This window comes from Streptomyces sp. NPDC042336 (genome assembly GCF_055581985.1).
In genome coordinates this window covers 1-18,626 of the sequence record NZ_JBVJEA010000050.1, presented here as the reverse complement: position 1 = coordinate 18,626, position 18,626 = coordinate 1, and the positions used below count along the sequence as shown (strand labels likewise).

Here is an 18,626-nt window from a genome sequence, read left to right as displayed (position 1 = left end):
ATCACCAACCGAACGACCAGGGGCCCTGCCACGTCACGCACTCCCATCAGCCCTTCGTCATCAGCCTCAGACCCCAGGATGAGAAGGGTTCAGTGGCAAGCGCACCTCATAAGGAAAATGGACAAAAGGAGCACAAAAGGCGCCGATAGCTGGGGGCCTGGTGGTCCGGCTCATGCCTCCAGTACTTCACCACGGCGCACGAAGGCCGAGCGGAGAGTCGTTGTCGCGGTTCGCCGACGTGAGCATCGTCCGGCTCTTCTCCCGTCGGAACGGTCGTCCTGCCGTCCGCTCACGCCGAACTTCTGAACCAGAGGGCCGTCTGATGCGTTGTGTGATCACGATGTCCGCTAGTTGCCATGGAGGGCTTCATGCCTAGACCGACAGATGAGGAACGAGCCGCTGACGTCCGCGCCTTCTACGGTCTCGACGAACACTTTTTCGACGAAAACTTCCTCGACGCAAACGGCCTCGACGCAAACGGAAGAAAATGGGTCTTGTCCGCGCCCCTCCTGCCGGTACAAAGGGCGCCGGAGGGTGCCAGTGATTTCGAAGTTCGTATGCGGACGTGGCTGCCGGGCCTCACCAAACACGGTGCGGGGCCGCTGACGGCGGCGGCACTGGAGGAGGCAGGGCTGCCACTGAAGCCAGGCCCGAACGGCAAATGGAAAATTGACAAAGACAAGGCACACAAAGAACGGGACCTCGTTGCGGATGATTTAGATCAGCAAAATGCCGACCGCGTCAGGAAATTTTACGGCCTCGACGGAAAAAGCCCAGCTCTCGCGGACTGGGGATGCCTGCCGAGTGGTGTGGCACCGAAGGGTGCCACTGCATTCCACAAGGCGATGCTGGAGCGGTTGCATAACCTCACCCGCAGCGATCGCAGTGCGGGGAAGTGGGAGAAGGAGGCGCTGGAGGCGGCAGGTCTGTCAGTGATAGAGAACAAAAAGGGTGGATATTCCATCGACCGAGAGGCAACGCGTGCAGCTTATCGGAATAGGATTCACAGCAGTCAGTCTGATGGGTTTTCTCAGGGGGGGGGCGATACCTATCGCCGCTTCCGTGGGTTCCTCGTCATATCCTGTGAGTTCGTCCGGCTGGGATCCGGCCGCTCTGCAGAATCCGGCCGGCCGAGTCGGTGATTTCTCCAGGGGGGGGGCGGCTATCCGGCAAACCCGGCGCCAGCAGGGCAGCATCTCCCCAGCAACCAGGGATATGCGGTGTCCTCGGCACCGGCGGCCTACGCGGGACCACCGTCACAGCAGCAAGCCGGAAGGTCGAGCAAGCGCAGCCCGAGCCAGAGGTAGCGACGCTGGGGACTGCTGCATGATCGGGTGACAGCGGGGTTTATGCAGCCAGGGCTGCGGGTGGGGTCATGATGGTCTCGTACTCGACGGGGGTCAATCGGCCCAGGCGCTTCTGGCGCCGGCGCCGGTGGTAGGTCCGCTCGGTCCAGGTGACGATCGCGATCCGCAACTCCTGGCGGGTGGCCCAGGTACGGCGGTCCAGGACGTTCTTCTGCAGCAGGGCGAAGAAGCTCTCGCGGCGTTGTCGCCGGCGGCCCCGACCCGGCCCATCGAGCCGACCAGGCCGTGCCGGGTGAGTACGGCAGCGACCTTCCGGGACCGGAATTGCGAGCCGCGGTCGGAAGGCACGATGCAACCCTCAGCCGGGCTGCGGCGGGCGACGGCGGACTCCAGCGCGGTCACTGCGAGGCGGGACTTCATCCGGGCGTCGATGGAATAGCCGACGATGCGGCCGGAGTACACATCCTTGACGGCGCACAGATACAGCTTGCCCTCGCCGGTCGCGTGCTCGGTGATGTCTGTGAGCCACAGCCGGTTCGGCCCGTCGGCGGTGAAGTTGCGCCGCACCCGGTCGTCGTGGACCGGCGGTCCGGCCTTGGCGTTCTTGCCGCGGCCCCGCCGCTTGCCGAAGACGCTCCACCAGCGGTTGTCCCGGCAGATCCGCCAGGCGGTCCGCGCAGCCACTTCGACAGCGTGATCGGGTGGACCCCGAAGTCGGCGGCGATCTGTTCCAGCGTGACGCCGGGCTCGCGGTTGCGCGCGACCCGCACGACGTCCTCGCGGAACTCCTTCGGATACGGCTTGGGCACTGCAACATCCTTCCAGGCCGCTTCTCAGCAAGCCAGGTCAGGTGTCACCCAACCCTGCAGCAGTCCCCTGCCTCTGGCCGTGGCTCGTGACACCGGCTGCCGCGTCGCCTATCTCCCGGGCCTGTCGATGCGGCGGATCGCCGACCTCTACCCGGGTGAGGCCAAGACCGACGCCCGCGATGCGTATGTCATCGCAGACGCCGCCCGCACAATGCCGCACACGCTGCGGGCCGTTGAGGCGGCAGACGAGACCGTGGCCGAGCTCGAGATGCTCACCGGGTTCGACTGACCTGGCCGCGTGCTGCGTGCGTTCGGTGAGCCACTGCCGGTACCGGCGCCGCTGATCGCCGTGCCGTTTGCGGCGCCGTTCCCCCAGGTCGGCGGTGCCTCTGGTGAGGGCGACGGGCTCGAGCTGATGGGGGTCGGGGCGAAGACCTTCGCCGTCGGCCAGGTGGCGGGGAAGGTACACCTGCCCGTCGACTTCTTCGGCGAGTTCGTCTTCGACGAGCTTGTCCACGCGGCGGCGCACCGTGGTGCGGTGCAGGCCGGTCGTCGGCGGCCAGGTGCGCGACGTCGGCTCCGTCGAGCGGGTCGAGGGCGGCGAGGATCCGGGCGCCGGACGTGTCGTGGGCGTAGTGGTGACAGGCGTCGGTACCCATCACAGCGCCCAGCGCACGGGTGCTCACGTCCCGCCCCGTGTGCAGTTCCGGGACACCCTCTGCCCCCCTCTCCCCCGAGGCTGGACGGTGTCCCGGGCGCGCACACGACTCCTGATCTTCAGCCGCTGTCGGAGGCATGCGCAGGAACCAGGTCGAGCTGTGTTCCGGTGCCGACCGCGACCAGGACCAGCCACCGGGCCGCACGCAAGCGGGCGTTGCTCGCTTCTTCTACGGTCGAGCGGGCGCATCCCATCAGCTCGGCCAGCTGCCGTACCGAGACCTCGTGCTCGAGCCCGCCGACCTGTTCGGCCAACTGCAGCCGCGCGGTGAGGTTCTTGAGATCGGTGCCGCCGCCCGGCCCTGGCCACACGACGGCCTCCATGGCAGCCCGCACGCGGGCGATCGCCACCATGGCATCAGCCCGGACACGATCGTGCCGGAAGTGCCCACGTACCTCCGTGCCTTGTCGAGCATCCCGGCGAGCTTGCCCTCGGCGTACCGCTCCCCCTTGCGTGAGCGCAGTGACCGCGCCCAGGCGCCGCCCGCCGTCGGGCGCAGCACCAGGGCCTCCCACCACGGGGCGAGGGTCCACTCCCGGCCGGGCTGGGAGACCGCGACCGCCAGGGCCATCGTCAGCCGGTAGCCGGAATCGGCGGCCGTCCTGCCCGCGTACCGGCCCTCGGTGTCGCCCTCCAGCAGCAGCTGGCGCGCCCGCCCCGACAGACCCGGCAGCCCTTGCACCCACTCGGTCAAGGACGGCCGCCGCACCGGCCGGTGCGCGACAGTAGACCGTACGGGACGGTTCATGCCTCCACCCCTGCCCCGCTGCCACGTGCTGGCGAGCCCGGCAACGCCAGGGGCCGTCGTACGGACATCGCGCACTCGGGCGGCGCGGGACGGATTAGGCCACGGACCTGAGCGGCCGCCTGCGCATACCAGTCGGGTTCGGTATCCGCTTCGGACGTGGGCCGGGCGGCCCGCAACGTTCGCAGCCGGTCGTTCAGGAGAGCGTGTGCCGTGTTGAACCGGGCCGTTTGGGCGGCCTCTTCAGCGGCCTCGCGGGCCTCGTCGACGCTGTCGTGGAGGTGGCTGCGCCGCATCTCGGTGGCGAAGACCTTCTCGTACTCGGCCTGGGCTGGCGGCTGGTGGGCGAAGTGGTTCGCAGCCCGGCGCTTCAGCGCACCCAGCTGGAGTTCCGCCGCCAGCCGCGCCGCGAGCGCCACCGATTCGGCGAACACGCTACCGCCCGCAGCCAGCAGGTCCGTCACCGTCTGGTCGACCGCGCCACGCATGGTCTGCTCGGTCCTACGAACGGCATCAACCCGGTACGCGTCGCCGCCCATGCCCCAGGTGGCCACCGCCACGTCGACGGCTTCGGCCACGAGTTCCTCGACGCGGCGCTCGTCGCGGCACTGGCCGCACAGACCGGCTGTCTCCGGCTTCCCGCACACCGTGCAAGCCAGCGCCTGCCGGGCGGTCTCCTGGGCCGCACGCTGGGCCCGCTGCTCGGCCCGCACCTGCTCACGGGCGTGCCGTTGGCGGAGTGCGTCCTCGCGGCGCACCGCCGCGGCGGTGGCCTCCCGCTGCCAGCACGCGTTCAGCTCCGCCTCGAACACCAGCCGGTCAACCCGGCCTCCGGCGAGAACCGTTGTTGCCTTGGCGAAGGCGCGGGACCGCAGCGTCCGTCCGTCCAGGACCAGCATCTGGCAGGCGGCGCAGTGGGCCAGGGTGTCCATCCGTCGTCCGTCGTCGCACCGGCTGTCAGGGCACAACACCCGGCGCGGCAGAGCACGGCCGACCAGCCACCCCACCGGGTCGGTGACCGGCACCGTCCCCTGCTCGGTCAACCGGCGCTTGAGCCGCTCCCGCAGGACCCGCTCGGCATCCACCCCCGGACCGCACGCCCCCGAGATCTCGCCGAGCCGCGCCCGCACGACCTTCGTGACGTAACGCCTGGTCGTCAGCCGGTCCAGCCGGCCCCACACCATGGCCACCGGCTCCAGCACACGCTCCAGCCCCTTGGGCACCTGAGCCCACACCGGCGGCGGCCCCCCCGACGCTGACCTCCACGCCTGCAGCGTCGACACCGCGGCCGACGAACCCGACTCCCCCTCCCCCAGCAGCAGATCAGGCTTGTCCCCGCGAAGCGGGCCAGCCCCGCCGTCGACGACCGCCACGGCACCGTGGAGACCATCCCCCAGCGCCGGGGAGTTCCCGCCCTCGCACGCGCGTACCGGCTGACAGCAGTACCCCGACGCGGCTTCGCCGGAAAACCCGAGACTTCCAGCACCCTCACCACGTACATCAGCCACAACAGCGTGGTCGGTGTGAAGGTCTGCAGCAGTGCAACTCGCCTTAGACGTCTCAAAGAGGGCCTGACCTGCGAAAAGATCGCTACCAGCGTCGTAGAGATCCCTGGGTGCAGTTCCGGAACCCTCCTCGGCACCCCCAAGGTCTTCCCACGACAGCTGCCGCCACCCATCCCCCTCCACCACAAGCACGTCGGCCTCTTCATGCCCGGCACACCGAACACAGCGCGCAGCATCACCGGCAGACGCCGGACCAGCAGACGCAGAACTCTCGAGATCGGCATTGTCCGGCACCGCGGCCGCGGACCCATGTGCGGCCGCTACCGCCGGCACCACGAGTCGACCCGGCGCGACCGTCACCGCTTCCACTGCCACGAGCCGACCCAGCACCCTCGCGGCCACCGGCACACGGCACCCCAGCATCCGCGCCAGCGTCACCGCCGCCCGGCCATGACGAGCCACCTTCTTCGCCAACGGCCCACCGACCAACGGAACCCGCCCGTCCGGCCGTGCATGCAGGGCGAGCAGAACCAGAGCCAGCCGATCCGACGCCGCGCCCCTCCCCCGCCGCCCCTTCTTCACTAGCAGGCCCGGGGGCGTAGCGCACTGCTCACCCCACCCCGGAGCGAACAACTCTTCCAAGAAGCGCAGCAGCGTCGCCAGCTCGGCCTTCGACAACGCCAACGGTGCGCCGACGTCGTTGCGGGCTTCCCACAGAGCTTCCACCCGATATTCGACACCGGTCGGCAGACCGTCGCCGCCCCGCAGCACACGTGCAGCGACGGCATCAACGTCACGGAGAACGTTAAGTACTTCGTGGTCGACGGTCGACTCCGACACCCCGAGCCAACGACCCAGCTCCCTGGCCGTGATCTCAACCCGGCAGCTGCCATGGCTGGCCTTCGCCATCAGCACGAGGGTGCCGAGACGCACAACATCCTTGCGGCCGGCGAGCCTGGGATCGGCCAGCAAGGCGCGGACGGCCGTCAACAGCCGGAACCCCATGCCGCGCCCCAGCTGAAGGGCCAGAGTCGGTCGGTCGGCCAGGTATGGAGAGCTTGACGAGGCGCCATGCGAGGGCGCTCGCCCTGGAACTTTCGATTTCCTGGGTAGGCTTCCGCCTGCTTCAGGCATGACTGAGCCGACCCTCGTACGGGTAGCTATGATTTACTCCAGTCGAGGAGGTACAAGGACGTCCGTCATCGCCACCCGGCGCGCTAGGCCGTAGCAGAACAGCCGGGCATGCGACGTGATTCAGCTAGGGATGTCGGTTGTGCCTCACCTCCTCGACAACAGCAGTGGCCCGGGACCGCAGATCCCGGGCCGTCCTGCTACATGAGCCCCCGCAGGGCGTTTCTCAGTGGAGCGTGCCGGAAGCCAATGCTTCGCGGTCGACTCCGGCTGCTGGCCTCTCGGCGGAATGCCCGGCGAGTCACTTTGTTTCCCGGTCAGGACGCTGGCCAAAGTGCTTGAGCTGGGGTCCGTACTCGTTGCGAAGGCTTATGTCGTCCACCGGACGACGAATGAGTCCGCCGTCTGGAAGGCCGTAGAGCTCGGACCAACGAGACTGTGCACCCTTTGTTTGGTGCTCGATGATTCGGATCGCTGAGCCACGGTGCTGCGATGACACTTGCTGCTGCACCTTCTGGTACGTGGCGTCGTTGAGTGCGGTGCTTGATGTCGCAAACACCGTGACCTGTTGGGGAATGGTGCTGAAGCCCAGGAGAGCGATCTCCGTGTCTTGGACAGTGATCGTGGTGTCCAAGATCCTGCGCGGCCAGTGGAAGATAGTTTCGAGGTTCGGTGGAAGTTCAGCGATCCACTCGCCGATTGGGACTGCGACGAAGTTTGACCGCTGGTGCGCGAGGACAAATCCCGTGTGGGCACCGAACTCGTTGGTTACTTCAACGCCCTCAGGGGTGATCCACAGGATTGAGTCCATCTTGGTGGCTGGGTCACGTGCTGCATCTCGCGCCGCGTTGACCGCAAGCGACACCCAGGGCTCCATCGCCCGAGCCTCGCTTCGGGAGCGCTTCTTGCCCGGCCAGACGAGCTGATCCACAAAGGCGAACACGCGTACGACAATGACGTCTTCCCCGTCGAGCGCACTGGCGTTCACGAGACCGAGCTGGGCGGCCTTGGTAACCCAGGAGCGGTTGACGTTGGCCGTGCTCGCGAGAACGGCCGGCTGCACGTAGGCGGACAAGGCGTCTCCAGTGTGTGTCCTTCAGGCTGTGGATCACCGTAGCGCATTGCGGTCCGTTCTCGTGTCACGACGCGACACGCGTTTCCCTCGATTCTTCGTCCCTGCCTGGCAGTTCGTCCGAGTTGTTCGGTTATGCCGAGCTGCTCGCGTGTCGCGTCGTGTCATAATCGAGGCACTCGAGAAGGCCGAACGATACGAACATAGGAGAGCGCCTAGATCCCTATAGGCATCCCTACAGGCATCCCTACAGGCATCCCTACAGAACTACTGATGTGACTACGAAGGCGCAATCTCAACGGCACGCCGAGTGTCGCTGCTCATGGAAGGGCAGGCAGACGTGCGGAGGCGCCGGCCACAGCGATGTGGTCGGCGCCTCCGCGAATCCGATGGGGTTCCTGTGCCCTACTTCCCGAGCGGCCCTTCTGCTTCGAGATCGCGGAGGAAGCTGTCAAGGGCCCCTGAGTAGACGTGAACGGCGATGCGCGCGTGCCCTGCTTCCCGGAGGTCATTGGCTAGGGGCGCTGCGACGGCATAGACCTCAGGGCTGACCCGATGGCTGGCCTGCTTCCCCGTGCCCACGTCCGTCTCGCGCGAGAGGAGGAACTCCTCGGCGAGCGCCAACTGTCCCTCTATGGTCGTGGGCAGATACTGGCTCATTGCAGCGTCGACATACTGCGCAGCCGTCAGCGACTTACCGGAAGACGAACAGTCTTGCGCCACCCGTTTGCTTAGCTGTGTCACCAAGTCCGCCGCGAACCGGAACGGATGCGTCTGCCACGCGTCCCTACGGAGCTTGAGGTCCACCCTGCTGCTACGCCATGAGTTGAGCAGTGCCGTGTGTGCGGGCCCTACTTTGGAGCCCTGGCGGGTGGAGACAGAGCGCTTTCGCCGGGACCCTGATGAAGGTGCTCCCCCCGCTCTTGTCTCAGCCTCAGTCGTCTTGGCTGTGGTCGCCCCCTCCCCCGGGACCTGCTGCTCGTCGTCATGAGCAACGACGTGCTGGTCAGCGGCCTCCCCGTCGTCGGGTAGGTCTTGGTAGGCATGCGGGGTTGTTCCGATCGTTGCTCCAGAACTAGCAGCGTCTGGAAACGAAAGATCGCCGAGATCCGGTCGTGCCGGTTCACTGGGTTGCACATCCGTGGCGGAGACCGACAGAGGCGTGACGGAGCCGGGTTCCGCTCCCTCGCTCAACGCCTGGTCTTCGGTCGGCGTCTGCGTAGTGTCCGGCGCAACCGCCTCAGCCGCGCCCTGCCCGTCAGGGGGCGTGCTCGGGGCAGGAACGGCAACAGCGTCTCGTGAGGCCGAGGCCGGAACTTGGACAGCCTTAACTGGCTGAGCTCCGGCACCCTGACCCAGGACTGATCGGGCCGCCACACTTGCCGCACCCGACAGGGCGGGATTGCTGAGCAAGTCTGGTCGAGGCCTGAGACCCGCGACCTTCTTCGCCGTCCTCTTCTTGGGTTGCTTGCGCTCCGCTCCGGAGGCCTCTTCCTCAGGCATCGACGTTCTCCTCGACAAGGACCGGATCGGCGATGGTCCACTTCTGGCGCGGCAGTTGGATGCGGTCCAGAATCTCCTCAACGACGCCCGTGTACTGCTTGCCACACGAGTGATTCGGGAACCGCGTTACGGCGGGCCGGCCGTGGATGTAGGACTCCGAGATGCGGACGTCGCGTCGCACATCCGTAACGAACGGAAAGAGGCCCCGCCCTGGCTCAGCGTTGATGCCGTCACCAATCATCGCGTTCCGGATGTCCACGTCTTGCGCAGTCCACGCAGACTCGGGGTTGGAGCGATTGAGTAGAGCGCCGAGAAGCTGTGGCTCGCAGGCTCCCTGGGTGTTCGTCGCGATCGCTTGCGTGGCTGCGCTGAGAACCAGGGCACCCTTGATGGACTGGTACTCCGGGATGCAGACGGTTACCACGAAGTCAGCGGCCGCCAGCGCGACTGCGTTGAGGTGGGATACGGCTGGAGGTGTGTCGATGAGGACGAAGTGGAAGCCCCGTGCCTCCTGGAGCAAGAGGTGCCGAAGGGTGACGATCTCCTTGTAGGGCTTCGTCACGAAGGCGTTCTGTGCCGCTGACATGGATGCCTCTTCCGAGGCAAGGACGCATAGCTGACCGTGACCTTCGAAGTCCCCCAGTACCTCGTCGGTGCGGTCGAACATCGCCTGCTTGAGATGGGGGCGCGGGAACTTCTGGAGAGCCATCTGCAGGATGTAGCCGAGAGACCGCTGGAGCTCCGCTTCGTTCGCAGCCTCATCTTCATGGCCGCCGAGCGTGATGCCGAGCGCGGTTCCAGCTTGCGCCTGGGGCTCAAGATCAACAATTAGGACGTTGTAGCCGGCCATGGAGAGGCGTGCGCCCAAGTTCACGGTAGTGGTGGTCTTGCCCACGCCGCCCTTTTGAGTGGCGATGGCAAGCACCACCGGCGCCGGGAGCGATGCCTCGTCGGCGACGTCGATGTCGCTTGGAAGGGCTGTGGTCATCGCGAGGGCCTCCGGAGTTGGGAGAGAGGGTGGCTGCGGGAAACGGCGAGGTGACTGTCGCGTCGTGTCACGCGCTTGAGGTGTATCTGAGTGGGAGTACGTGTCATTTGCTGCATCACGAGTGCGCTCTGCTGGTCATTACGGACATTGGGGGGCGTGCTTCGTGCGCTGGATTTCTGCAGTCCGTGTCACGACGCGACACGGGTGACCATAACAGGAAGATGCGCCGAGTGTTGGTGTTGTGGCGTAGCGCGGGGCGTGTCGCGAGTCTTGTGGTGCGCCGAGTCCACGCCAGTACCAAGGCTGCGGAGCTTGAGGGGCTGCCGCCAGGACGAGGGGGTGCGCAGGCGGCGACAAACGGCCATGCATCTGGATAGCGCGAAGGGGCGTGGTGTGCGCACAGGAAGAGTGGCGGGGGTATACATGCCAAGGTGTGGACCGGTCGAGCAGACTGGGTTCACAGTATGAAGCGTCCGGATCGACGCGCAGACGGCGACATCGGCGCAGGTGCGTGAGGTGGTAGTGGGAAACTGCCGGTGTAGGTGCAGTGTGTGCCGATAGAGGTGCGTGCGACGTGAACAGGTGACGGACCTGGCTCCATCGATCGAAACCTACAGAGGTGCGAACATCCCTACAGAGATCCCTACAGAGATCCCTACGTACCTACAGACGTGCCTACAAGCATGCTTACGAAAATGAGTGAATTAGCTCAGCGCTAGAAGTCAGTGAGCGAACTATTGAGGCGCAATGAGCATGTGTTGGCAGTAAGCGACCAGTGTGAAGTGTAGGAGCAGTATCAACATATGTGTTGGTAGGAGCAAGCAAATGGCTAGTGTTAAGTGCGCAGGATGGGTTGCAAGTCCATGCCGACTGGAACGAATCGTTAGCTGAATCAGAGCCGAGGCGAGTCCGCGCCATTTTGGTACATCAATGACTAGGTGCAGTGTCGGCGTACCAGTATCATGCAATACAAAGGGACGTGATGATGCAACTCCGTCTCAAACAAGCTGCTTGAGACCATTCCAGACGACCAACCGTCTCCGGGCAATGTCAAAAGCACGTCGTAATGAGGCTATTCGAGGCTACTGCTTGTGGGCATCCCAATGAAGAATTCAAGGAGGTGGCGAGGCCGAGGAGGCAGTGGCCGTGTGGCGCGCGCAGTGGACACCGGGGGGAGCCACACGGCAGCAACACTACGTCTGGCGGCGACCGGGCTCTGGCCGGTGGCAGTAGGGCCCCTAAACGACTACAGCCAGAACACCTCGGCGCGCTGAACCGCTCCGCCGCACGCGGCGGGCCCAGGTGCCTACACGGCCCGAGTGGGCCTGGTGAGGTGGGACAGACGGACAACCTTTGGTCAGCCGAAGCGGTCGCCTGAGGCTGGATCGCCGGGGGCTCGGCCCACGCTCGATGATGCTGCAGTGAAACGCAGCCGGAGCCGACCGTCCCCGGTGCGGATGTCCAGGGTGTCGGGGCTGGTGCTCTGGACGTGGCCGGCGGGCCGGGGGCGTAGGGACCCTGCGGGCGGCCAGGAGGACGTCCAGGCCGGGTAGTTCCCGGTGACAGGGGTCGGTGGGCTGTGTCCAGCCGTTGTCGGTGCGGATGTGGACGGTGTAGTTAGCGTCGGGTCGATCAGCTGGCGGGCGGTGGCGTAGGCGTGGTTGGGGTTCATGTCGCTACTCCGTCGGCCGAGGGGCGGGGGTGTTCGTGCTCGCCGCCGTTGTTCATCACGACGAGCAGCAGTCCAGGCCCTGCGTTCTGGTCCTCGATGTGGACGTAGGGGACGTCGGTGGCGGGGCCCCGATGGGATTGGCGGCGGATGAGGACGCTGACGCCGTGGACCTGGATCTCGTAGACGTCGCCGGGGGTGTTGTCCTCGGGGGAGGCGTCGACCACGGTGATCGACGCGTCGCGGATGCGGTGGAGTTCGGGGTCGGCCATGGAGGTTCCGGAGGTTGTTGGCGCGGAGTCGGGGGAGTAGGTGGCGGGGTCGAGTGCGACGAGAGCCTCGGCGATGGCCGAGGCCAGGTGGGAGGGGAAGAGGCTGGTGTTCTGCAGCAACGCGAGCTTGTCGTGCGGGGTGTCGGCGTGGTCAATCGCGTCGAGTTTTGGTCCTCGTCCTCGGTGTCGTCGCACGCCCACTGCTGGGCTTCGGCGAGGAGGGCTTCGAAGAGGGGCCGGCTGCGTCGGTGGGGTTCATGAGGGGCCTTGGGTCGGGGTGCCGTGCCCTACGGGCCCGGTACCGGAGGGCGGCGTGGGGTGGTGTCAGGGCTTGGCGGGGAGGAAGTGGACGAGACGGAGGAGGTTTGCGGCCCGCGCTCGTTGAAGGCGTCGACGCAGTCGGAACAGGTCGCCAGGCGGGGATCGGCCGCGATGGGTTGGTGGGACTCGGCGCCGCACAGGGTCCAGCCCTTGCTCGCCGGAGCCAGCGGGGAGGTGAGGGGGCCCGGCTTCCAGGCGGTGGGGTCTGTTGGGGCCGCGATGCACGCCTCCGTGGTGGGGACGGGCGGGGCGTTGCTGACGGCTTCGGCGAGCTGACGGAGGGGGTTGAGCACCTTGTCGCGGTTGCCGTAGAGGGCGATGCTGTCGCTGCTGTCGCAGACGGCGGCGGCGGCGATCTCGCCGGGCTCGACGAGTGCGTCGTCGGAGTTGAAGCTGGGGTAGAGCAGGACCGGTGTGGTGTCGGCGGAGACCCACTCGAATTCGGTGTTGCCGAGCATGGGAGAGCCCTTCAGGTGTGGGTGCGGGACACGGGCGAGCGGGCGTCCGCCGCGTGGCCGGGCGCAGTTGTGGGTAAGGTCAGGGGGTGACTGGCTCGACGTATTCGACGGTGTCGTCGAGCCAGGCGTCGTCGTCGCGGGCGAACTCCTCGTACGCGCGCTGCACGGCGTGGCGGTGGGTGTCGACGGGGAACGTTCACGCCCAGTTCGCGCCGTTGGCGAACGCGGGCCGGGTGAGGGCGTCGACGGCGGCCTGGTCCTCGTCGTCGATCTGGTGGGACGCGGTGATGCTGAGGTGGCGTTGTCCGTGGACCAGCGGCCGATCAGCAGAGGCCCGGCGGTGGCTCACCGGGCCCGGGGACGGTGAGGTTCAGGAGGCCAGGACGACGCGGATGTGTTCGCCGTAGCCCGGCTCCGACCACCTGGTGAGGGAGTCGAGGGCGGCGGCGATGTCCGCGAAGCGGTCCCGGTCACGGAATCCGCCGGTGACCTCTTCGGCCCTGCCGCCGTACATCTCGATGACCTCGGCGCCGCGCCAGCCGGGGCCGCCCCAGTGGTCGAAGACCACGGCATCGGGCATCTTTCGCCGGCCAGTCGCCTTCTCCCCGCCTCGGCGGTGACATGACGATTCCGGCGGCAGCCGTTGTGGCGAGTGCGGTGACGCAGACCGAGCCCGGGCCATCCGAGGGCAGGATCTACTCGTCGAGTTCGTCCGCGTCGGTGCCGAGGCGGCGATCAAGATCGTTGATCCAGTGCTGGGCCCACCGTCTGAGAGCGTGGATGTCATCCGCAGACAGCCCGTACGCCCCGAACTCAATGTCGTCCATCCACTCGGCGGTGCCGAGTCGGTCGCGCAGGTCCTCCAGGCGAAAATCTCCCCGCCCGTGGCGCTCCCCCAGCGTCTCCAGGTCTCGGAACGTGTAGTCGCCAGCGGCATGAACGTCGATGAAGTCGCGGGTCGCCGCGCGATCGGCCAGGGCGCGGACCTTGGTACCGATCACGTCATCGAGTGCCAGCACCGGCCCGTGGGGAGTGGCGATAGGGCCTGACCACAGGTTTTCCTTGAGTACGTCCACCTCGCACTCTTCGCCGGTGTCGCTGCTGGTCACGAGCAGGCGCGCTGAGAGCGGGTCCACACCGATCACTCCGACCCGCCAGCCTCGCTCGGCCAAGCCGCGGGCCAGGTCTCTGACGATGTCGATCATGGGAGCCGGGTTCTCGGTAGCTACGTCAATGTCCTGACTGAGGCGATCGACGAGCCCATGGGCTTGCACGGCATAGCCACCAGTGATCACCAATGGGTATGGCGTACCGATCGCCAGGACATCTGCCAACAGACGGCGATGGAGGTCGCTGAGGTTCACGCGGCGGCAGACGCCTGACGCTTAAGCTCGGGGAAGGCAGTCTCCCACACCTCACGCACGTGCCTGCTGATCATGGTCCGCATCAGGGGCCACTGGTCGCGCAGAAGGTCGCTGTTCAAGAACGCCGTGACGTCGTCGCGCTGGCCTTCGGCGAGCACCGTCCGGTAGAGACTCATGCGTTGCCGGGGCCGGTCGAGGTCGTAGGTACGCAGTCCTGACCAGGCGATATGAAGCGGCAGGTCGACCTGACCGTGCCGCGGGCCCACGAGGTCTTCAAGGGCGCTAGGAAGACGTTCGGCATACCGCGCGCGCAGCACATCAGCAGCGGACTGCGTGGCACCAAGAGAAGACTGCTGAACCATGACCCCAGTATTCCGTGCATGCCGCAGGAATGGCAGCGCGAACGCGCTTCTGCCTATCCGATCCGGTCGGCCGCGCCTCGCTGAGCTACGGCGGCTCATCTGGCTGCTCGAAGCTCATCCCCAATCGCCAGCGACACCTCTGCCCCGGCCGAATCGGCCGAGCGTCGCTTAGGGGCGAGGCCCTGACCTGCGGCGTTCTTAGAAGGGCGCGAAAAGGTCAGCCAGTGGGAGGCCTGCCGGTCTGCCAGGTAGGCAGGAGTCCCTGCGGCTGCGTCCCGTGCATGCCCGGGCACGATAGCGATCTCACAGAGCCACGGAGCGCTGGCCAGCGGCATACCGGATCAGCCGTCGGTCCGACGTCCGCCGCACGACCCCAGTTCGGCAGAAGGAGATGAAAGGTGGTGACCATGAGGAGCACGAGCGAGCAGGGCTTTGCGGTCGGTCGAGGACGATTCGTGAGGAGCTGATCGAGGCCGCTCTGGCAACCGGCGGGCTGAGGCGGGACGAGCGAGCCTGACGGGGCCCGCCTCCCGGCCAAGCCCCTGCACGCGGAGCGGGCGCGGCCGACGTCGGCCTTCAGTCGAAGGCCGACACAACCTGGTCGATGATAGCGCGGATGCCGCTCCAATCCGCGTCAGGGTGCGGCCCGCCGACCCGGTGCGCCTTCGCCTTGGCCAGGAACCGTTACTGGGCAAGACGCTTGTCCCGGTCAGCCAATGCTCCTGTTACCGGCCCAGTTTCGGATTCCACGACTTCCACTGCACGGGCATGAGCCCGGAGTCTGTCTGCAGAACGTCCTGGCCGAGGTAGAGCTCAAGTGCTCCTGCCCGGCCGTTGACATCCGCGAGCACCGGATCGTCGGTGTACGCGCCGAGGGTCGGGTAGTGCTCCAGCTCTGGGGCGGGTAGAACATGACCCGGCAGCGTCCCAGCAGGCTCCGAGTCAGGGTTTTCTCCATCCCGGCCATGCCTTCGGTGCCGGTGTCGGCGATGGCCACGAAGCGGTTTGCGACGCCGGCGGCCACGAACGCCGCTACGATGCGGGCCAGTTGGGCCACTCCCCCCCCATTACTGTCTTCGTAGCCCTACAACAGGGCTATGGGCCTTCGGAGTTGGCATGACTACCTCCCCTTGTCGAGTGCATGGCCTGGGGGGTGGTGTCACCGGCTCCGAAGGCACTGACAGACCGCTGATTAGGGGCATGACCACCGGTTCCTTCGCAGGCCGGGAGGCTCTTCGTAATGTGGATGTGGCGATCAGTGCCGTGGCAGGGCCGGACGAATACGACCGGAGGACACCGCACGTGATCGACACCGGCGACATCGACGTCTACCTCGGCCTGGACGTCGGCAAGGGCGAACACCACGCCACCGCACTCACCCCGTCCGGGAAGAAGACCTTCGACCGCAGACTGCCCAACAGCGAGCCCAAACTCCGCGAGGTCTTCACCAAGCTGCAGGCCAAGCACGGCACCGTGCTCGTCATCGTCGACCAGGTCGCCTCCATCGGCGCCCTGCCCCTGACTGTCGCCCGCGAGGTCGGCTGCCATGTCGCCTACCTTCCGGGCCTGACCATGCGGCGGATCGCCGACCTCTACCCCGGCGAGGCCAAGACGGACGCGAAGGACGCGTCCATCATCGCCGACGCCGCCCGGGCGATGCCCCACACGCTGCGGTCGGTCGACCTCGATGACGAGACGATCGCCGAGCTGCAGATGATCGTGGGGTTCGACGACGACCTGGCCTCCGAGACAACCCGCCTGTCCAACCGGCTCCGCGGCCTGTTCACGCAGATCCATCCCCACCTGGAACGGGTCCTGGGCCCACGCATGCAGCACCCGGCCGTGCTCAGGCTGCTGGACCAGTTCGGCTCACCGGCCCAGATCCGCAAGGCCGGACGCCGACGGCTCATCGCCCTGATCCGGCCGAAGGCCCCCAGGATGGCCGAACGGCTGATCGACGACGTGTTCACCGCACTCAACGAGCAGACCGTCGTCGTCCCGGGCACGGACGCGGCCGCGCTGATCATCCCCAGCCTCGCCTCCTCGCTCCAGGCAGTGCTCGACCAGCGCAAACTCCTAGCCCACCGGCTTGAGGAACTGCTGGAGGCCCACCCTAATGGGCAGTGATGCGGGGCACCGCCAGGCCCACCCCGGCCCGTCGAGGCCCTGAAAGAGACTGCGGGCCCCGCATCGCTCGTAGTGCTGGTCGGTTCCGAGAAGCCGTACACACCCCCTGGGACCGGATCCCGTGGTCAAGAGCCGGTCTCCGGGACCGTCCAGCGTTACGAGCACGACAACCGCATCCAGTCCGATGATCGGATCGTTGGGGTTTGTGGTCCGAGCCGCCCACAGGGATCACCTCTCACCACGCCTGGAGCCGCCAGCTCTGGAGCAGACCGAGGGCCCTGCGAGCCGCTGGGGTCACGAACGGCTGATCGGATGCAGGGCCATCGAGCCCTTCCATTAGGGAGACGCGTGTCCCCCGCACGGCTGCGACCAGCAGCACGCCCCCGACCGAGAGGAGGAACACGACACGATGACCGTCACCTGCGGAATCGACTGGGCCAGCGACCACCACGACGTCGCCCTGGTCGACCACGAGGGAACCCCGCTGGCAAGGGTCCGGATCACCGACGACCTCGACGGCCTGCACCAGCTCCTCGAACTCCTCACCACTCACGGCGACACCGCCAACACTCCGGTCCCCGTCGCGATCGAGACCTCCCAAGGCATCCTCGTCGCCTGCCTCCGCGCGACCGGCCGGCCCATCTACGCGATCAACCCGATGGCCGCCGCCCGCTTCCGCGACCGTCACGCGGTCACCCGCAAGAAGTCCGACCACCTCGACGCCATGGTGCTCGCGAACATCCTGCGCACGGACAGGACCGCCCACCGGCCTCTGCCCGACGACAGCGAGCTCGCCCAAGCGATCGCCGTCCTGGCCCGCGCCCAGCAGGACGCCGTCTGGGACCGCACCCAGGCGGGCAACAAACTCCGTTCCCACCTGCGTGAATACTTCCCCGGCTTCCTCGCGGCCTTCCAGCACAACCGCGAGGGGATCAGCAGCAACATCGCCCGCACCGCGCTGGCCGCAGCCCCCACTCCCGATCAGGCAGCGAAGCTAACCCGCGTCCAACTGCGCGCGCTGCTGAAGAAGGCCGGCCGCCAGCGTGGCATCGAGGCAGAAGTCGAACGACTGAGAGAAGCCCTGCGCATCCCGCAGATGCGCCAGCCCCACCAAGTCGAGCAAGCCATGGGACGCCAGGCCATCGCCCTGCTCAGACAGCTTGATGCCGCCTGCATCAGCGTCGACGACCTTGCCGAAGCGACGGTGGAGTCTTTTGATGCGCACCCGGACGCCGAGATCATCACCAGCTTTCCAGGGCTCGGGTCACTCACCGGCGCCCGGGTGCTCGCCGAGATCGGCGACGACCGATCCCGATTCACCGACGCGAAAGGCCTCAAAGCCTTCGCCGGAGCCGCGCCGGTCACCCGGGCGTCTGGCAGAAGCCTCGCGGTCATGGCCCGCAGGGTCAAGAACCAGCGTCTGGCCTCGGTCGGCTATGTCTTGGCGTTCGCCAGCCTGACCGCCTCCCCAGGTGCCCGAGCCCACTACGACAGGCGACGAGCCGATGGAGACCGCCACACAGCCGCCCAGCGCAATCTCTTCAACCGCATGCTCGGCTGCCTCCACCACTGCCTCACCAAGCGCACGCCCTACGACGAACTCACCGCGTTTCCCACCACGCCGACCCCACAACTCACCATCGCCGCTTGACAGATCAACTGCATCGGATGTCTCTTTCCAAAGTCCTGACGTCCATGCCCGGCATCGGCATCAGAACCGGCGCCCGCATCCTCATCGACGTCGGCGACGGCACGGCTTTCCCGTCCGCCGCCCACCTCGCCGCATACGCCGGCCTCGCCCCGGCAACCCGAAGCTCCGGGTCCTCCATCCGCGGTGAACAGCCCTCCCGCAGAGGAAACAAGCAGCTCAAACGCGCCTTCTTCCTCTCCGCGTTCGCCGCGCTGGCCGACCCGGCCTCCCGCACCTACTACGACAAGAAGATCACCCAGGGAAAGCACCACACCCAGGCCATCCTCTGCCTCGCCCGACGTCGAGCCGACGTGCTCTTCGCAATGCTCCGCGACGGCACCTTCTACCAACCACCAACTCCAATCACCCCTTGACCAAAGTCATAGGGGCACCCCCCCACGCCGCCGGAGTCCGTAGTCGAAGAAGGTGACGAATCTCTTAAGGCGGGGATGGGTGACCTCCATGCCCATGGACAACAGTCGGGCGTCGGTCGGCCCTTCAGTAAGCACGAGGAGCGGGGAGTGCTGGGTAAGGTCGGCGAGTTGCTCGGCGCGCGCCTGCTCCGCGATCGGCTGGGCGACGTCG

At 66.8% G+C, this 18,626-nt stretch carries 16 protein-coding genes and 3 pseudogenes; 6 read left to right on the top strand and 13 right to left on the bottom strand.

Annotated elements, in window-relative coordinates:
- Positions 1-356 precede the first annotated feature (356 nt).
- On the top strand, positions 357-1,142 hold the full coding sequence (locus ACZ6IM_RS41155) for a hypothetical protein (RefSeq protein ID WP_398918829.1): 786 nt from the start codon (positions 357-359) through the stop codon (positions 1,140-1,142).
- A 205-nt stretch (positions 1,143-1,347) separates the two neighbouring features.
- On the opposite strand, the pseudogene ACZ6IM_RS41150 reads toward ACZ6IM_RS41155, so the two are convergent.
- A pseudogene (locus tag ACZ6IM_RS41150) lies at positions 1,348-2,006 on the bottom strand (IS3 family transposase); the annotation flags it as partial.
- On the opposite strand from ACZ6IM_RS41150, the gene ACZ6IM_RS41145 reads away from it, so the two are divergent.
- Positions 2,001-2,405 carry an IS110 family transposase gene (locus ACZ6IM_RS41145; RefSeq protein ID WP_398918827.1) on the top strand — a complete coding sequence of 135 codons (405 nt, stop codon included), beginning with the start codon at positions 2,001-2,003 and terminating at the stop codon, positions 2,403-2,405. The pseudogene ACZ6IM_RS41150 and the gene ACZ6IM_RS41145 overlap by 6 nt on opposite strands.
- 488 nt (positions 2,406-2,893) lie before the next feature.
- Here ACZ6IM_RS41145 and ACZ6IM_RS41140 read toward each other — a convergent pair whose 3' ends face one another.
- The gene (locus ACZ6IM_RS41140; RefSeq protein WP_319216779.1) at positions 2,894-3,187 is read right to left on the bottom strand and encodes a hypothetical protein; all 294 of its coding nucleotides are present in this window, start codon (positions 3,185-3,187) and stop codon (positions 2,894-2,896) included.
- A 96-nt stretch (positions 3,188-3,283) separates the two neighbouring features.
- On the opposite strand from ACZ6IM_RS41140, the gene ACZ6IM_RS41135 reads away from it, so the two are divergent.
- On the top strand, positions 3,284-3,418 hold the full coding sequence (locus ACZ6IM_RS41135) for a hypothetical protein (RefSeq protein WP_319216777.1): 135 nt from the start codon (positions 3,284-3,286) through the stop codon (positions 3,416-3,418).
- A gap of 160 nt (positions 3,419-3,578) precedes the next feature.
- Here the strand turns inward: ACZ6IM_RS41135 and ACZ6IM_RS41130 are convergent, their stop codons facing one another.
- From ACZ6IM_RS41130 to ACZ6IM_RS41085, 10 genes are all read right to left on the bottom strand, one after another.
- The gene (locus ACZ6IM_RS41130; protein WP_398918823.1) at positions 3,579-6,089 is read right to left on the bottom strand and encodes a hypothetical protein; all 2,511 of its coding nucleotides are present in this window, start codon (positions 6,087-6,089) and stop codon (positions 3,579-3,581) included.
- 427 nt (positions 6,090-6,516) lie between these two features.
- The gene (locus ACZ6IM_RS41125; RefSeq protein WP_319216773.1) at positions 6,517-7,290 is read right to left on the bottom strand and encodes a hypothetical protein; all 774 of its coding nucleotides are present in this window, start codon (positions 7,288-7,290) and stop codon (positions 6,517-6,519) included.
- 402 nt (positions 7,291-7,692) lie between these two features.
- Entirely contained in the window at positions 7,693-8,094 is a 402-nt protein-coding gene (locus ACZ6IM_RS41120) for a hypothetical protein (protein ID WP_052843720.1), read from the bottom strand.
- A 688-nt stretch (positions 8,095-8,782) separates the two neighbouring features.
- Entirely contained in the window at positions 8,783-9,778 is a 996-nt protein-coding gene (locus tag ACZ6IM_RS41115) for a ParA family protein (RefSeq protein WP_052843721.1), read from the bottom strand.
- Positions 9,779-11,446: 1,668 nt separating this feature from the next.
- The gene (locus tag ACZ6IM_RS41110) at positions 11,447-11,914 is read right to left on the bottom strand and encodes a hypothetical protein (protein ID WP_319216772.1); all 468 of its coding nucleotides are present in this window, start codon (positions 11,912-11,914) and stop codon (positions 11,447-11,449) included.
- Positions 11,915-12,006: 92 nt separating this feature from the next.
- The gene (locus ACZ6IM_RS41105) at positions 12,007-12,498 is read right to left on the bottom strand and encodes a hypothetical protein (protein ID WP_319216770.1); all 492 of its coding nucleotides are present in this window, start codon (positions 12,496-12,498) and stop codon (positions 12,007-12,009) included.
- Positions 12,499-12,694: 196 nt separating this feature from the next.
- Positions 12,695-12,847: a hypothetical protein gene (locus ACZ6IM_RS41100; RefSeq protein ID WP_319216769.1), complete on the bottom strand. Its 153-nt coding sequence runs from the start codon at positions 12,845-12,847 to the stop codon at positions 12,695-12,697.
- 21 nt (positions 12,848-12,868) lie between these two features.
- The gene (locus ACZ6IM_RS41095; protein ID WP_052843724.1) at positions 12,869-13,078 is read right to left on the bottom strand and encodes a hypothetical protein; all 210 of its coding nucleotides are present in this window, start codon (positions 13,076-13,078) and stop codon (positions 12,869-12,871) included.
- 115 nt (positions 13,079-13,193) lie between these two features.
- On the bottom strand, positions 13,194-13,862 hold the full coding sequence (locus tag ACZ6IM_RS41090; protein ID WP_052843725.1) for a nucleotidyl transferase AbiEii/AbiGii toxin family protein: 669 nt from the start codon (positions 13,860-13,862) through the stop codon (positions 13,194-13,196).
- Positions 13,859-14,224, bottom strand: coding sequence for a hypothetical protein (locus tag ACZ6IM_RS41085; RefSeq protein ID WP_319216765.1), 366 nt, complete (start codon positions 14,222-14,224; stop codon positions 13,859-13,861). Before ACZ6IM_RS41085 ends, ACZ6IM_RS41090 begins: the two co-directional genes overlap by 4 nt.
- A gap of 1,302 nt (positions 14,225-15,526) precedes the next feature.
- On the opposite strand from ACZ6IM_RS41085, the pseudogene ACZ6IM_RS41080 reads away from it, so the two are divergent.
- The 3 genes and pseudogenes from ACZ6IM_RS41080 to ACZ6IM_RS41070 form a co-directional block, all read left to right on the top strand.
- A pseudogene (locus tag ACZ6IM_RS41080) lies at positions 15,527-16,339 on the top strand (IS110 family transposase); the annotation flags it as partial.
- Positions 16,340-16,760: 421 nt separating this feature from the next.
- Positions 16,761-18,002, top strand: a complete 1,242-nt coding sequence (locus ACZ6IM_RS41075; protein WP_398918819.1) for an IS110 family RNA-guided transposase — start codon at positions 16,761-16,763, stop codon at positions 18,000-18,002.
- Positions 18,003-18,025: 23 nt separating this feature from the next.
- A pseudogene (locus ACZ6IM_RS41070) lies at positions 18,026-18,415 on the top strand (transposase); the annotation flags it as partial.
- A gap of 6 nt (positions 18,416-18,421) precedes the next feature.
- On the opposite strand, the gene ACZ6IM_RS41065 reads toward ACZ6IM_RS41070, so the two are convergent.
- Positions 18,422-18,626, bottom strand: a 205-nt coding sequence (locus ACZ6IM_RS41065; protein WP_469564325.1) for a hypothetical protein, incomplete at its 5' end; no start/stop codon positions are given.